15 protein-coding genes and 4 pseudogenes are annotated in these 14,024 nt (G+C 59.3%); 7 read left to right on the top strand and 12 right to left on the bottom strand.

Going from position 1 to position 14,024, the window contains the following annotated elements:
- Positions 1-187 precede the first annotated feature (187 nt).
- The 3 genes from GFM02_RS31485 to GFM02_RS31475 form a co-directional block, all read right to left on the bottom strand.
- Positions 188-823 (bottom strand): NrsF family protein, encoded by a 636-nt coding sequence (locus GFM02_RS31485; RefSeq protein ID WP_168323846.1) that lies wholly within the window; start codon positions 821-823, stop codon positions 188-190.
- Positions 820-1,377, bottom strand: coding sequence for a sigma-70 family RNA polymerase sigma factor (locus GFM02_RS31480; protein WP_018069676.1), 558 nt, complete (start codon positions 1,375-1,377; stop codon positions 820-822). The genes GFM02_RS31485 and GFM02_RS31480 overlap by 4 nt, the downstream gene beginning before the upstream one ends.
- Before the next feature lie 106 nt (positions 1,378-1,483).
- Positions 1,484-2,092, bottom strand: a complete 609-nt coding sequence (locus GFM02_RS31475) for a TetR/AcrR family transcriptional regulator (RefSeq protein WP_168323845.1) — start codon at positions 2,090-2,092, stop codon at positions 1,484-1,486.
- 158 nt (positions 2,093-2,250) lie between these two features.
- Here GFM02_RS31475 and GFM02_RS31470 point away from each other — a divergent pair, with 158 nt between their 5' ends.
- The 4 genes from GFM02_RS31470 (at position 2,251) to GFM02_RS31455 (ending at position 4,852) form a co-directional block, all read left to right on the top strand.
- The gene (locus GFM02_RS31470) at positions 2,251-2,904 is read left to right on the top strand and encodes a peroxiredoxin-like family protein (RefSeq protein ID WP_168323844.1); all 654 of its coding nucleotides are present in this window, start codon (positions 2,251-2,253) and stop codon (positions 2,902-2,904) included.
- 35 nt (positions 2,905-2,939) lie between these two features.
- Complete coding sequence (locus tag GFM02_RS31465) at positions 2,940-3,746, top strand: SDR family NAD(P)-dependent oxidoreductase (RefSeq protein WP_168323843.1); 807 nt, start codon at positions 2,940-2,942, stop codon at positions 3,744-3,746.
- Positions 3,747-3,760: 14 nt separating this feature from the next.
- Complete coding sequence (locus GFM02_RS31460) at positions 3,761-4,063, top strand: putative quinol monooxygenase (protein WP_168323879.1); 303 nt, start codon at positions 3,761-3,763, stop codon at positions 4,061-4,063.
- 84 nt (positions 4,064-4,147) lie between these two features.
- A complete protein-coding gene (locus tag GFM02_RS31455; protein WP_168323842.1) occupies positions 4,148-4,852 on the top strand; it encodes a glutathione S-transferase family protein in 705 nt (234 codons plus the stop codon).
- Positions 4,853-4,974: 122 nt separating this feature from the next.
- On the opposite strand, the gene GFM02_RS31450 is transcribed toward GFM02_RS31455, so the two are convergent.
- Positions 4,975-5,673, bottom strand: coding sequence for a DUF1223 domain-containing protein (locus tag GFM02_RS31450; protein ID WP_168323841.1), 699 nt, complete (start codon positions 5,671-5,673; stop codon positions 4,975-4,977).
- Positions 5,674-5,780: 107 nt separating this feature from the next.
- Here GFM02_RS31450 and GFM02_RS31445 point away from each other — a divergent pair, with 107 nt between their 5' ends.
- Entirely contained in the window at positions 5,781-6,626 is an 846-nt protein-coding gene (locus GFM02_RS31445; protein ID WP_205930547.1) for an alpha/beta hydrolase, read from the top strand.
- Positions 6,627-6,686: 60 nt separating this feature from the next.
- On the opposite strand, the gene GFM02_RS35305 is transcribed toward GFM02_RS31445, so the two are convergent.
- Positions 6,687-7,013, bottom strand: coding sequence for a redoxin domain-containing protein (locus tag GFM02_RS35305; protein ID WP_348644001.1), 327 nt, complete (start codon positions 7,011-7,013; stop codon positions 6,687-6,689).
- Between the two features lie 410 nt (positions 7,014-7,423).
- Between GFM02_RS35305 and msrP the strand changes: the two are divergent.
- Positions 7,424-8,318 (top strand): annotated as a pseudogene (gene msrP / locus GFM02_RS31435) (protein-methionine-sulfoxide reductase catalytic subunit MsrP); the annotation flags it as partial.
- 48 nt (positions 8,319-8,366) lie between these two features.
- On the opposite strand, the pseudogene GFM02_RS35300 reads toward msrP, so the two are convergent.
- The 5 genes and pseudogenes from GFM02_RS35300 to GFM02_RS31415 form a co-directional block, all read right to left on the bottom strand.
- Positions 8,367-8,522, bottom strand: a pseudogene (locus GFM02_RS35300) (ABC transporter permease); the annotation flags it as partial.
- A gap of 109 nt (positions 8,523-8,631) precedes the next feature.
- On the bottom strand, positions 8,632-8,898 hold the full coding sequence (locus GFM02_RS31425) for a hypothetical protein (RefSeq protein WP_168323840.1): 267 nt from the start codon (positions 8,896-8,898) through the stop codon (positions 8,632-8,634).
- Positions 8,899-8,922: 24 nt separating this feature from the next.
- A complete protein-coding gene (locus GFM02_RS31420) occupies positions 8,923-9,867 on the bottom strand; it encodes an AraC family transcriptional regulator (protein ID WP_168323839.1) in 945 nt (314 codons plus the stop codon).
- A 268-nt stretch (positions 9,868-10,135) separates the two neighbouring features.
- A pseudogene (locus tag GFM02_RS35295) lies at positions 10,136-10,294 on the bottom strand (alpha/beta hydrolase); the annotation flags it as partial.
- Between the two features lie 113 nt (positions 10,295-10,407).
- Positions 10,408-11,364, bottom strand: a complete 957-nt coding sequence (locus GFM02_RS31415; protein WP_168323838.1) for an NmrA/HSCARG family protein — start codon at positions 11,362-11,364, stop codon at positions 10,408-10,410.
- Between the two features lie 117 nt (positions 11,365-11,481).
- Here GFM02_RS31415 and GFM02_RS31410 point away from each other — a divergent pair, with 117 nt between their 5' ends.
- On the top strand, positions 11,482-12,375 hold the full coding sequence (locus GFM02_RS31410) for a LysR family transcriptional regulator (protein ID WP_168323837.1): 894 nt from the start codon (positions 11,482-11,484) through the stop codon (positions 12,373-12,375).
- Positions 12,376-12,418: 43 nt separating this feature from the next.
- Here GFM02_RS31410 and GFM02_RS35290 read toward each other — a convergent pair.
- Positions 12,419-12,676: pseudogene (locus tag GFM02_RS35290) on the bottom strand (hypothetical protein).
- 53 nt (positions 12,677-12,729) lie between these two features.
- On the bottom strand, positions 12,730-14,024 hold a 1,295-nt coding region (gene tnpC, locus GFM02_RS31400), incomplete at its 5' end, for an IS66 family transposase (RefSeq protein WP_168323836.1).

Below are 14,024 nucleotides of genomic sequence, written 5' to 3'. Positions count from 1 at the left end.
GCCTGATCCTGCACAAAACCTGCCTGTTCCTGCTGTAGCGGGGTCTAGGTCGGCCGGGTGTCCTGCTACTTACTCCCACGCCCATAGCAGTCCGTAGGTCTTCTTGTAGCTTGAGGGTCCAACAAAACGCATAGGAGGTTCCGTAGGGACACAGCTAGTCGCGAAACTGAAGCACCAATTCAAAGATCTACCACCGCAATAGTTTATGGCCGGCCAGAGCGCCAATTCCTGTAACAACGGATATGGCGATCGGATACCAGAGGAGGACGAAGAGCGGGCTGTCGTCATTGCAATTTGCGGCATAGAATGTGGCAGCGATTCCGGCTGACGCTAGGCCCGCCGCGGCTCCCGCAATTCCCGGCCGAGCCGGCGCTCCGTGCCTAAGGGCCACAAGAAAACATGCAAGAGGCCCGGCCGACAAGGAAGGAATGATTGTCAGACAGAGCCGGGAATTGTGCCCGATCATGCGCGGCACCCAGATTTCAGGGGGCATGACCGAAAGCTCGAATACTGCCGCGCCAACGGCCAATGCCAACGGCACCAGCAAAGCCCAGGCCCACCACAGCAACGGGACGCCCGGCCTACCAACACGGTACATGACAAGGCTACCGGTGACTGCGAGCGCGATCGTGATAACGAATTTGAACAGGAAGCGACCGGTGTCCATTGCGGTGCCGATGTCCGGCCGGAAACCGATCGCCGAAAAAAAGGCGATCGCAACGATCAGAACGGCCGCGATGCTCGCCTGCTGGAGCATATGACTGAGATTAGACCTTACAGGCGCGTCCTGCGCAAGCAGCTCTATGAGATGATCTGTCTTCACTTCAGCGGCTCCGAATAAAGGGCCGACAACGCCTTGAGCGCCCGGTGGAGCGACACACGCACCGCCACCTCCGTCATCTTCAGACGCTCTGCCGTCTCGCGGACGCTCGACCCCTCTATCGAAATGGATTGAACGATTGTTCGCTGAGGATCCTTCAGCCGGCCCAATATCTGTTCGATGTCCATCCTGTCAGCGGCCCCTGCTCCGTCATCGCTTTCGAGGATCGCGATCACGTCTTCGAGGGGAACGGCGGCCTGCTTGCCTCTCCGCCTCAGGCTATCGATCAATTTGTTGCGCACGAGAGCGGCCATCCACGGACCCAGGGGCCGGGATGGATCCCATGTGCCGCGTTTGAGATGGATAGCCAGCAATACTTCCTGAACCACGTCCTCAGCCTCACTTGCCGGCGCACCGAACTGTTCGCAGCGCTTGCGAGCGATCACGCGAAGATGAGGCGTGACAGCTGTCAGCAGTCTGTGGTAGGCGCGTCCGTCGCCCGCGATCGCAGATCGCATCCAGGAGGCCCACTCTTCTTCGCGCGCCGAATTCTTCATCCGACATGTTCCAGTTCGAAGAAAAGGCTCCAGTCGTTACATGAGAGGATGGAAATTTCCTGCCAAGCTGCCGTATCAGCCTGCATGCTGCGCAACTCGTTCATTTTCAAGCAGGTTCCAGCAGCTTCGTGCTGTCGGGCTCAAGGAGCGCGAAAACGGGCTTTATCAATCCTTCGAGCAACTCCTTTTCCGGGCGGGCACGTGCCAGGACACGGATGCCAAGCAGGGTTCCAAGCAGCGTTCCGGCCAGATCGGCGGCCCGTTGGCGCCGCCCGATGGAGCCATCTTCCTGGCCTCTTTCCACGCAGCGTAGAAAGAAGGCCTCGACTTGCACAAGCACGCTGGCGACGACACGCTGAAACTCTTCGTCATGCGGCGCTACTTCAAGTGCCGAATTGACGAGCATGCAGCCTTTGCGCTTTGAATCGGCCAAGGATCGCTCAATGATTTCGCCAAAGAAGGCATTGATCGCCTGCCGTGGCGGTTTCGATTCGAAACGCCCGACCCGATCCCCAAAGCTTCGCTCGACGTAAAAATCGAGCGCCCTGCGATAAACGGCCCGCTTGTCGCCGAATGCGTTATAGATGCTGGCGGTCGTCAGCCCCATAGCTTGGGCAAGGTCCCGGATCGAGGTCGTTTCATATCCCCGTTCCCAAAACTGCTCCACCGCGAGCTCCAGCACTTTTTCTTCGTCAAATTCTCTGGGCCGGGCCATGGGTTTGTCTCCCGTGAATGTGATCAGGGCTCCACGCTAACGGGGAACTTTATGCGATACATTTTATAACAAGTGATTTAAAACACAACCGCCTGCCGTCCGGCGCAGGCGTTTTCGCTATCGCGCTAACGCGTCCAACACAGGGAGATGAATGATAAATGGGTCTTGAGCAGCAGCTTGCTGATTTCAACGCGAAGTTCGAGGCAAGCGCACCTACCGGTGCAGCAGCATTTCTGAACTCGAAGATCGAGGAACTGACGGCCGGCTTTCCGTTGGTCCGCGTTCCCAAGCCCGGTGATCTGGCCCCTGAATTCTCCTTGCCGGGTGTAGCGGGCGAAACGATCTCGTTGCTTGAAACGCTGGCCAGGGGTCCGGTTGTTCTCACCTTCTATCGTGGCGCTTGGTGCCCGTACTGCAATATTCAGCTGGCGGCCTACCAGCGTGTCCTCCCCGCGCTTGCGGAAGCCGGCGGCTCCCTTATCGCGGTTTCACCGCAAAAGCCGGATGGCTCCCTTTCGATGACGGAGAAGAATAATCTCACTTTCGACGTCCTCAGCGACACCGGCAATGTGGTCGCGCGGAAATTTGGCCTCGTCTACAAACTGCCCGACGATCTCAAGGCAGCTTATTCCTCGTTCAGCGTCGATCTCGCAGCGATCAATGGAGATGACAGCTGGGAGCTGCCGATACCCGCGACGTTCGTGATCGGCCGCAATGGCCGTGTGCAGCTTGCCCACGCCGAAGCAGACTACCGCAAGCGTCTTGCACCGGAAGCAATTGTTGACGCGTTGCGGGCGGCTGAAGGCGCCTAAGCTGAACCGCACTCAAGAAGAAGCGAGATAGATGCATGATTCTCGAAGGTAAGCGTGTTCTCATCACCGGTGGCTCCAGTGGCATCGGCTTCGCCATTGCTCGCGCCATGCTGGCGAAAGGGGCTCGGGTCGCCATTACCGGGCGAAACTCCGAGCGGCTGGCTCAGGCTGTCAGGGATCTTCGGGGGAATGGGTTGCCGGTTACCGGCGTTCAGGCGGATGTCGCCACCCCTGAAGGCCGGTCCCAATCTCTCGACAAGGCCATCGAGGTCCTTGGCGGGCTCGATGTCCTCGTAAACAACGCTGGCGGCGTGCGCGCCGGTCGTCTCGAAAAGACGACGGAGGTGGAGATAAGGACGATGGTCGAGGTCGACCTTGTTGCTCCCATTCTCTTGACGCAGGCTGCTCTTCCCCACCTGCGCGCAACTGGCGATGGACTTGTCGTCAACGTCACATCCGGCATCGCGCTGATCGGTGCGCCATTTTACGCTACCTATGCTGCGGTAAAGGCGGGGCTTGCCCGCTTTGGCGAGGCGCTACGCCGAGAATTGAAGGGGGAAGGGGTCCGCGTCTTGACGCTCTATCCGGGCGCGACGGATACCCCGATGATGCAGTCCTCGAAGGCGGGGCCTGAACTTGGGTTCACCCGAGAGCCGCCCGAAGCGGTCGCCAATGCGCTGATCGAAGGAATTCAAGCCAGTTCCTTCGAGGTGATCCGCGGTGGAGAAGCCCGCGCAAAGATGATCGCGGCCAACAGGGATGATCCGGGCGCGGTGGATGAACGTTTTCTGACGATGAAATCCGCACTTGAAGAGGCGGTCAGCGGCCATTCGGCGCTCTAGAAGAGGAAGTGATCATGACCAAGGTAGCATTGTTCGTACAATTGAAGGCGAAGCCCGGAAAAGAAGAGGAAGTCGCAGGGTTTCTCAAAAGCGCGCAAGCCCTGCTCGCCCAGGAACCGCTCACCGTCGCATGGTTCGCGGTTCGCTTCGACACGTCCACCTTCGGCATCTTCGATGCTTTCGACGGAGAAGACGGTCGCCAGGCCCACCTCAAGGGGCAGATCGCTGCCGCCCTGATGGCAAAATATGACGAGCTCTTTGAGGGGCCGCTCGACATAAAGCAACCGGACGTGCTCGCCGATCGCCTGCCCGGCTAACCAAAAGTCGATCCGGAGCCGGGCTAGGCCCGGCTCCGGAGGCCTCAGTAACGCCGTCGATCTCCCATTTCTGACGGAGGACCTATGATCCGCTTCTATTTTCATCCGACGCCCAATCCTGCGAAAGTGGCCCTCTTCCTGGAAGAGGCAGGGCTGCCCTATGAGACGGTTCCCGTCGACACCAGTAAGGGCGAGCAGCATATGCCGGCGTTCCGCGCCATCAATCCGAATGGCAAGGTGCCGGCCATCGTCGATACGGAGGGCCCTGGCGGAAAAGAGACGCGCGTCTTCGATTCTACAGCCATCCTGATCTATCTCGCTGAGAAAACCGGCCAATTTCTGGGCTCGCCCCAAGATCGGCCTGAGCTTCTCTCGTGGCTGCTGTTTCTTGCTTCCGGCCTGGGGCCATTCTCCGGCCAGGCGGTCCATTTCCAGCACGCGGCGCCAGGAGGCCTTGATTACGCCGTCAACCGCTATCGGCATGAGGCCGAGCGTCACTACCAGGTCCTCGACGATCACCTCGAGGGCCGGACCTTCATCGTCGGAAATACTTACACGATCGCCGACATGTCGGCCTGGGGATGGCTCGATCGGGCGTCGCGCGTCCTCAAGGGGCTCGAGGATCCGCTCGCCGCATATCCAAACCTGAAGCAGCTCTTCGAAGCCGTCGATGCGCGCCCGGCTGTTTCTCGCGCCCGGGAGGTCGGCAAGGATCATTCCTTCAAACGCGTCAACGACGAAGAAACCAAGCGGGCGCTTTTCCCGTCGAATTACCCGCCTGCGGCGTAAACGGGGTAGTCGATCATTGAGAACGAGATGTCAGAGACAGTGGGATACAGTCCTCCGGCCCCCGACCGGCCTGACGAGGTTCAGGCCGGCTCTTTAAGTTGCGACGGCTGAGGCTTTTACGATCAGTTGGTAATGGCAGAAAGGATTGCCCCTCCATTGGGGCGTTGTATCAGCACTGCTGTCTTCAAGCCCTTGTCGGCCTGTGGCAGCGGAAAGGAGGTTTTGCTTCCATTCCAGATGCCCAGCTTGTCCAGACGACGAACGACGTGGGTATGCTGCAAGGTTGTCCCGCCGTTTTCCCCTCGCGCAACCGGCACGGCTTCGACCCGCGGATCATAGCGTACGATCCAGACATCAGCATTCCCGGGTTCAGAGCCGGCGCCGATTTCGATCCGGTCATTGTTAAAGGCCAGCGCGGGGCCATTCAGCGAAGGCGTTTCGGCAAGCAGGGATTCGACCTCGGGCAGGCTGTTCCCGACGGCGGTCGCCGTGCCGTTGAAGACCATCTGGGGGGTATACGGGCCGGCCTGCCTCAAGGCAGGCTCATAGGTGACCTGGCGCTCGGTAAACTCAGGCTTCCCGTATGTATCCTTCCAGCCGAGATAGTCCCAGTAGGTCACGGAGAAGCTCAGCGCGAGAACATTCTTCCGGTTGCTGATCTTGATGAGATTGGCGTTGGCGGGAGGGCATGACGAGCAGCCCTGGCTGGTGAACAGTTCCACGACGGTTAACTGCCGGTCCGCTGCCGCCACAGGCAGCGCCGAAGCTGCTGCCAATGAAGAAAAAAGCACAAACCAGCTGATCCTACCCGGGTATTTCATGGTGCGACTCCCAATCAAGGCCGCGCCGGACAATCCGGACGGTTAGCGGGAATTCGCCCCCACGGTGAATATCGTTACAGCCTCACGACCAAGTGATCGGCAGAGCGATGGGAGACGGCGCTTCTGCTTTCGGACTGCACCGATGTAACAGCGGATCACCCTCTTGCGTATTAGGAACGTCACAACGAACGTCCAAGGGAGAAATCATGATTCCGCTTCGATCCATGTTCCTCGCCGCCGCTATAGCGCTCTTCCCGGCCATGGCTATTCCGGCAGTTGCCGAACCGGTCTCCTTCGATGAGCAGGATGGCGTGAAGATTTATGGAGACTTTCGCCGAGCCGAGGGACAGTCGCGCGCAACCATTCTGCTGTTTCACATGGCAGGTTCCAATAAGAGTGAGTATGCGCCCCTTGCGCCCATTCTCAACAAGGCCGGATTTACTACCCTGGCCATCGATCAGCGCTCGGGCGGCGGCCTCTGGGGCGACGTCAACGAGACGGCCGCGAAGGCAAGAGGTGGCGCGGATTTCGCCGACGCTATTCCTGATCTTGAGGCTGCGATCGCCTATGGCAGCACGCAGCATTCCGGACCGGTCGCAGTTTGGGGATCGAGCTATTCCTCAGCGCTCGTGTTCATTGCCGCCGCTCGCCATCCCGAAGTAAAGGCACTCCTTGCCTTTTCGCCAGCCGAATACATCCAAGGTTATTCGATCGAGAAGGAGGCGACCAAGCTTACCATTCCCGTCTTCATCACATCCGCGCCTGACGGCGGTGAAATATCGAGCGGTGAGGCGCTGGCAAAAGCGGTGCCCGGCCGCAAAACAGTTCAATATATCCCGAAGCACGGCGTGCATGGATCGGCGACGTTGCGCACTGATCAGGACCCGCAAGGAGCGCCAGAAAACTGGAAGCATGTCATGGCGTTTCTTGACAGCGTCTTTCCACGCGATTGAGGCCGCAGGAGGTCGCCTTGCGGAGCTCGATTACGATCACGCGCCCGCCAAACGGCGACGTTATCGCGGCGGAAGCGATCTCAAGGCATCAAGAACGGCATCCGGCTCGAGCCTGTGGCGGTAGTCGACATCGAAATGGGTCAGAACAACCGTTCCGTCGGTATCGATGACAAATGTCGCCGGAACCGGGAGCTCCCAGCTCTCGTCCCCGTTGATGATTGGCAGAGCCTTGCCGTTGGCAACCAGTATGGCACGCAGTTCCGCAGGCAAGCTGAACACGAGACCAAAGCGTTTTGCCACCGCATTGCCGAGATCGCTCAAAACGGTGAAGGAAAAGGCGCTCTCTTCAGCCGTAGTCAGCGACTGAAATGGCGATCGACTGTGCACCGAGAGCTAGGACCTGCGGCAAGATTGCCTGGTCGGCTCTTAGCTGAATGTTACAACAGGGACATCAGCCACCTCGATACAAGGTCAGGAGCCGGGCCGGATTGCGGTATCTGAGGAAGAGATAGGAGAAAACCGGGAACATCCCGCAGCTCGAAATTTGGGGCGCGGGCGGTGACACAGGCTGCCTGATCGAAAAGGGAAGTACGACCTCAGTTCCTCGATCTCCGCCTCGTAGAGTGCGACGCGGCCTGCCGGTGCCGTCCGCCCGAACTCTTCTCTGATGGCGGCCAGTCGTCCTTCAACTGGAGCCGATGGCCTCGATCGGAGATTTTTTTGGACCGCTTGTAACAGTGACGTCGTCTACTGCGTATGCCGATACGGAGTGCATAATTTATAAAAGGAAACCGCCCATGCCTGCCTATCGCCCTCCCAAGATTCCGTCGTCCGAGATAACGCCGCGATCGGTCTATCTGCGACGGCGGGAATTTCTGACTGCTGCCATGGCCGGCGCCGGAACGGCGGCCGTCGGCGGAAAGAGTGTGCTTGCCGATACGCTGAATGCGAGGAAGAGCAATTATACGGTCAAGGAAAAGCTGACGCCGGTCAAAGCTGACGCCGGTCAAGGATGTCACGACCTACAATAATTTCTACGAGTTCGGCCTCGACAAGTCCGATCCGGCCAATCTCTCTGGCAAGTTCAAGCCACGTCCCTGGACGGTGAAGGTCGACGGCATGGTCAACAAGCCCGGCACGTTCGATATCGACGCGCTGATCAGGGAATTTCCGCCGGAAGAGCGCGTCTACCGCATGCGCTGCGTCGAAGCGTGGTCGATGGTCATTCCCTGGGACGGTTTCCCGCTGTCGGCACTGCTAGACAAGGTGGAGCCGCAGGGTAGCGCCAAGTTCGTCGCTTTCGAGACGGTCGTGCGTCCTTCCCAAATGCCCGGTCAATCCGGGGTTTTCCAGTCCCTGAACTGGCCCTATGTCGAAGGCCTGCGCCTGGATGAGGCGCGTAATCCGCTGACACTACTGGCTGTCGGCCTCTACGGTGAAACCTTGCCGAACCAGAACGGCGCACCAATCCGCCTCGTCGTGCCGTGGAAATACGGCTTCAAAGGCATCAAATCGATCGTCCGCATCACGCTGACCGACAAGCAGCCGATGAACACCTGGCAGGTCACCAACCCGCAGGAATATGGCTTCTATGGCAATGTCAATCCGGCCGTGGACCATCCGCGCTGGAGCCAGGCGACGGAGCGGCGCATTGGCGAAGGCGGTTTCTTTGGCGCTAGTCGTCACGGTACGCGAGACGTGGGCGATCAGAATGATCGAGATGACGCAGATCGGCAGAGCGAGATGGGAGATGCCATCGACGAAATTCTCCGTCAGCGGCACGTAGCCGGTCGGCGGCAGCCATTTCATCCAGTCGGCGAAGATCAGCACGGCAAGCGTTGCAGTGACGAATTCGGGAAGCGCCACGCCGGCATAGGAGATCAGGCTCACCACCATGTCGGCGATTTTGCCGCGACGGATGGCGGCAATGATGCCGAGCGGAATGGCAAGCACCAGCATCAGCCCGATCGACAGCAGAGCCAGAAGCAGCGAGCGACCGAGGGCTTCAAACATCACCGGGCCGACGGGCTGGCCGGTGCGCAGCCGTGAACAGCTGATAGGCCTGTTCGGATGCAATGTCGGGCATACCGCTCGCGCCAATATCACGCACGATCTCAAGCGCCTTGAGGCCGGCCTCGTCCGAAAAGGCAAGGGCCGCCCCGTCAGGGCTCGCAAGCTTTGCGCCCAGTCCCTGCAGCAGCGCTTGGAAAGTCCAGAGACTGGTCTGATCGTAGTAGGTGAAGAACAGTCCTACATTGCCTTGATCGATCAACCTGATCCTGCTGGCAAGAGCAAATCACAAATGAAGCGTTCGTCCTCCAGCGGCGCGACCTTTGGCGCGGCCGGTACGGGGGAGATCATTTCGAGGGGGCGCGCCGAATTTACGCGAATACTCCCGGCTGAACTGGCTGGCGCTTTCGTAGCCGACCTCTAACGCGACGGACGTGACAGTGCGACCACCGAGCGACAACAAACGCTTCGCCTCGATCATGCGAAAGTCCTTTTGATATTGAAGCGGACTTGTCCCAGCGATCGATCTGAAGTGATGGTGAAACGACGACAGACCCATTCCCACTGCGCTGGCCAGCGAGGACAACGACAGTCTCTCGCGAGCGCCATCCTGGATCAGCGCGATAGCTTTGGCGATCTTGCTGGCATGGCTGCCCGGCAACAAAAGGTTGCGCAGCATCCCGCCATGCCTGCCGACCAAAATACGAAAATGGACTTCTCGGCGGATCAAGGGGATTATGACGTTCGCCGCGACCGAATTTTCCGGGAGCGACAGATATCGATCAACGGCTTCAATCAAAGCCGGTTCGGCCGATCCCGCCTCCAGCGTTTGAGCGTGTTTGTTCTCCCCCCCGTTCTCGCCGATCTGCTCAGCAAGGCTCCTTATGATTGTCAAATCGACAGAAATTAAAACCGCAAGATAAGGAGCAAAGGGAGCGGCATGTGTGACGCGTGTGGCGACCGGCAAGTCATGGCTGACGACCAATAGGTCGCCCGACGCAATTGACAGGGATTGCATGCCGGCAGAAATCTCCGTCGATCCCTGCAGAACTAACCCAAAGACGGGGCCGCAGATCGGCGCCTCAAATTGACCAGGGTGCGTCCTACACATTACCACCAACCCCGGCAGGTGGCTCCGTTTCTTCTCCTCCATGAGGGAGGCGCAACCCGAGGGTTCGTCCGCAAGCCGGGCAAGATGTTGCGCCTTGGAAATAAGTTGTTCAATCCGCATCTAGTGCTCCGCCGCATCCTGATCGGGGTAGGGCGCCGCGCACGGCAAAACGTGTGCCTTATGCAATGTCGAATATTTCGCTATCCGGTGCTGCTCATTTAACTGTGCTGACATCGCGTTGTTTCTCGCCGTGTCGTCCATCCAATCCACATCGAGAGGACTAAGGCTCGCAACCACGTCCTCCAGCGTCTGGTCAATTACCTGCATCAGCGTCCCAGGATCAGATATTCGGTCACTTTCGCGCGTTCCACTCCTTCATGAGTTCCGAGGTTGGTGACGTCGCCAACCACTCTGCGACCTGCCCCCCGGTCATGTGTGTCCGCGGATGTCCGTGGAGGAGAAGGACGGGCGGCCCCTCCCCTCCCTTCCTCAGCCGGATCTGACCGCGTGATGTTTGGATGGTTGTGAGCTCGAAGCCTGTGAACATCGGATGCTTTTTTGGGGTTTTCCAGGGGGACCTTTCTAGTCGAAAGCCGCTTTGTCGATAAAGTTTCCGGCGCTCGACGTGCGAGTAAACGACCGGCGAGCGCCCGAGGTTCACTAGCTGAGACCAAAAGCCCTTTTTTCGCCGTCCCAACCGGTCTTGATCAGGAACTGCTCCCAGGTGAGACTGGAGGGATTGATCCGCCTGCTCCACGAGAGATCCCGGTCTTTCCGGAAATATCCGTATTCGACCGCGTATTCCGCCATGCCGATGTTTTCTCGAACGAGCTCGGGATTTTCACCGAACTCCGGAAAATGACGAACCAACTCATCAGAGGAGTAGGCGGATGCATACACAGCCTTCCGGCCCGTGACGCGCTTGAAGGTCTCGATCATCTCGGCCGGCGATAGGATGTCGCCGATAATCGGGAGCGTTTGCCCGGCATAGGTTTCGGGGTGGTCGAAGATTTCCATAACGGCTGGCCCTGTCGCCGTCAGCGGATCGACAAAGGGTGCTCGGAAATGCTCCGGCAGATAGATTGGAAAGACGAGCGTATCACCCTCCTTGCGTGGCGTATAGTATTCGAGAAGGTTGGTGTAGAAGAACGCGAGCTCGACGAATGAGCTGCGAACAGGAAGGCCCCGGATGTAAGCCTCGACGCGCGCCTTGTCCGTGAAATGCGGCGCGAACTTCGAACCTCCGGTGATCTCATCGACGTTTTCCAGCGTGCTGAAGACGATGTGCTCGACACCCGCCTCGACGGCGGTGTCCGCGAGATCCCTACCGATATCGAACTCGTAGGTTGCCGGCGGGGCGACGACTGGGGTCATCAGGAAGGCGCCCTGCGCTCCCCGAAACGCTTTCAAAAAATCGCTCCTGTGGTTGATCGCAAGCGGCACGGCAATGAGCTCAGCGCCCCGCTCGGCCAGCTTGAGGGCCGCAGGCGAGTCTGTACGACTTGTCAGGGCACGAACGTGATACCGTCCACTCCCCAACAACGACTCCGTCACGCTCCGGCCCTGCTTGCTCAGGCTGCCTGCGACAACAATGGTAGGCTTTTGATCAACCGACATGTGTATCTCCATTACTTGCCGGAGCAGCCAGACCGACGCTCCTTGGAGATTAAAATCGCAATCCAACTGCCATATGTGAAATCGATTGATTTATGAGCTACTATCCATTCGATGGATATGAAACGCATCGATCTCAACCTTCTTGTCAGTCTCGAAGCTCTGCTTGTCGAGCGCAATGTCACAAGAGCCGCAGCCCGGCTACATATGAGCCAGCCGGCGCTCAGCGCCCAACTGAACCGCCTTCGCGACCTGTTCAAGGATCCCCTGCTCGTGCCGGCACATCGTGGCATGGTGCCGACCGCCAAGGCGCTCGAGCTGATCGGACCGCTCCGCGCCTCGCTGGATCAGCTCCGCGGCACGCTTCAGGGTCATGACAGCTTTTCCCCCGCCACAGCCGAGCTGACGATCTCGATCGCCTGCACCGACTACGTCGAAACTGTGGTGGTAGCACCCCTGATCGCGGCGCTGCGCGGAAGGGCTCCGAAGATACGCCTGGCGGTGCACCGCTTTTCGCCGACAAGGTTAGCGCGGCAACTGGGAGATGGCGATGTCGATCTGGCCATCGCCACACCGGATGCCGGGCAGGCTCACCTGCGTACACGGCACCTGTTTGAGGAAAGCTATATTCTGATCGGCCGTCCCGGGCACCCACGGATCGCGGAAGGGGCGACTGCAGCCGGGTTCGCCCGGCTTGAACAGGTGATCGTCTCGCCTTCTGGCGGAGTATTTTCCACGCCGGTGGACGTCACCCTGGAGGCACTCGGTCACTCCCGCGTCACTGTCGCGTCTGCCGCCTCTTTCCTTGTGGTTCCGAGCATTGTCGCCAGCAGCGACCTTGTCGCACTGGTGCCGCGCCGTCTGATGCGGGATCGCTTGGCTGAGGTCGCATGGATAGACGTACCGTGGCTTCCGGAACGGTTCCAGGTAGAGCTCATATGGCATGAGCGGACGCACGGGCACCGGGGTCAGCAATGGATCCGCGACCTGATTCACGATCTTGTCGCTCGCTGACGCGCGCTAACTCGAGGGATAGAGAGATGTCCCGGTCATTCGCTCAACGGCATTCCCTGACTGGAAACATGTCTTCGCCGTATTGATGGAGCCGGGTGTGATGGCGGCGGCACAACCATCGGATCATCAACGGCTCCTCGTATTGATCGTGAGGGGCGTCGACGGATTCGACACCGCAAACTTCACAAGTTTGCCTATCAATCTCGCCTGCCTTTAGGGCTCGCTGAACCGCGAGATGGGCTTCGTATTTGCCGGGATTGGCCCGTCGTCAGTTAGCCTGGCGGGTATCCGTCTTGAGCATGTTTCGCTCCGCCTGCTTTGTGCTGATCGTTCGATAGCACGTAAGCGGTGTTTTCAGGCCACGGCTTTGAGTTCGGGCTTTGCGGCATAGACCCACGGCAGCAGATCGTCGATCTGGCTATTTAGATGCCCGTTGACGATCCTGGTGAGGACGTCTGAGAGATAGGCCAGTGGCTCGACATCGTTGAGCTTGGCAGTCTCGATGAGCGAGGCGATGGTCGCCCAGTGTTCGGCCCCGGCGTCGGACCCGGCAAACAGCGCATTCTTGCGATTGAGGGCAATTGGCCTGATGGATCGTTCGACGGTGTTGGAGTCGATCTCGATCCGGCCGTCGTCGATGAAGCGGGTCAAGCCGTCCCAGCGTGACAAGGCATAACGGATGGCTTCAGCGAGCTTTGTCTTTTGGCTGATGTAGCCGAGTTGTTCACGCAGCCAGGGAGCGAGGCTGTCGGTAATCGGACGACTTTTATCCTGACGGGCGACACGACGCTCCTCGTGCGTCCGGCCACGTATCTCGTCTTCGATCTTGTAAAGTTCGGCGATGCGTTCGAGCGCCTCGCTGGCGATGGGCGCGGGACCGGCGGCAGCCAGCTCATAGAAGCGGCGTCGAACGTGGGACCAGCAGAAGGCCAGCGACACGGTGTTCCTTGCCGCGAGCGGGCGATATCCACTGTAGCCGTCTACTTGCAGGATACCGGCGAAGCCATCGAGATGGACCATAGGCCGTTCACCTTTGCGGTCCGGCGCATAGACATAGGCGACGCCTGGTGGATCATTGCCCTGCCACGGCCTGTCATCACGCGCATAGGCCCAAAGCTGCCCGGTCTTGGTTTTGCCACGTCCCGGATCGAGCACCGGGGCTGTCGTCTCGTCGGCGAAGAGCTTGGACGACGACTTCAAATGATCAAGCAGCCGCTGATGGACTGGGCGCAGATGCCAGGCGGCACGGCCGACCCAGTCGGCGAGCGTCGAACGATCAAGATCGATGCCCTGGCGCTTGTAGATTTGCGCCTGGCGGTACAGCGGCAGGTGATCGGCATATTTAGAGACCAGAACCTGGGCGACGGTTGTTTCAGTCGGAATGCCGCCTTCAATAAGCCTTGCTGGGGCCGGAGCCTGAACAACGACCTCCTCGCAGGCTCGGCAAGCATACTTTGGGCGGCGCACCACAAGAACGCGGAATTGGGCGGGCACAAGGTCCAGCTTCTCGCTGACATCTTCGCCGATCCGATGCAGGTTATTGCGGCAGCAAGGACAGGCATGGTCATCGATATCGACCACGACCTCGATGCGCGGCAGGTGCGCTGGCAGCGAGCCCCGGTTCGTGCGCCGTTTGGCGACCTGCGCCT

This window comes from Rhizobium leguminosarum bv. viciae (genome assembly GCF_012276115.1).
GTDB classification, from domain to species: Bacteria; Pseudomonadota; Alphaproteobacteria; order Rhizobiales; family Rhizobiaceae; genus Rhizobium; species Rhizobium leguminosarum_T.
The sequence above is the reverse complement of the archived record's forward strand: the minus strand, read 5'-3'. Positions and strand labels throughout refer to the sequence as shown.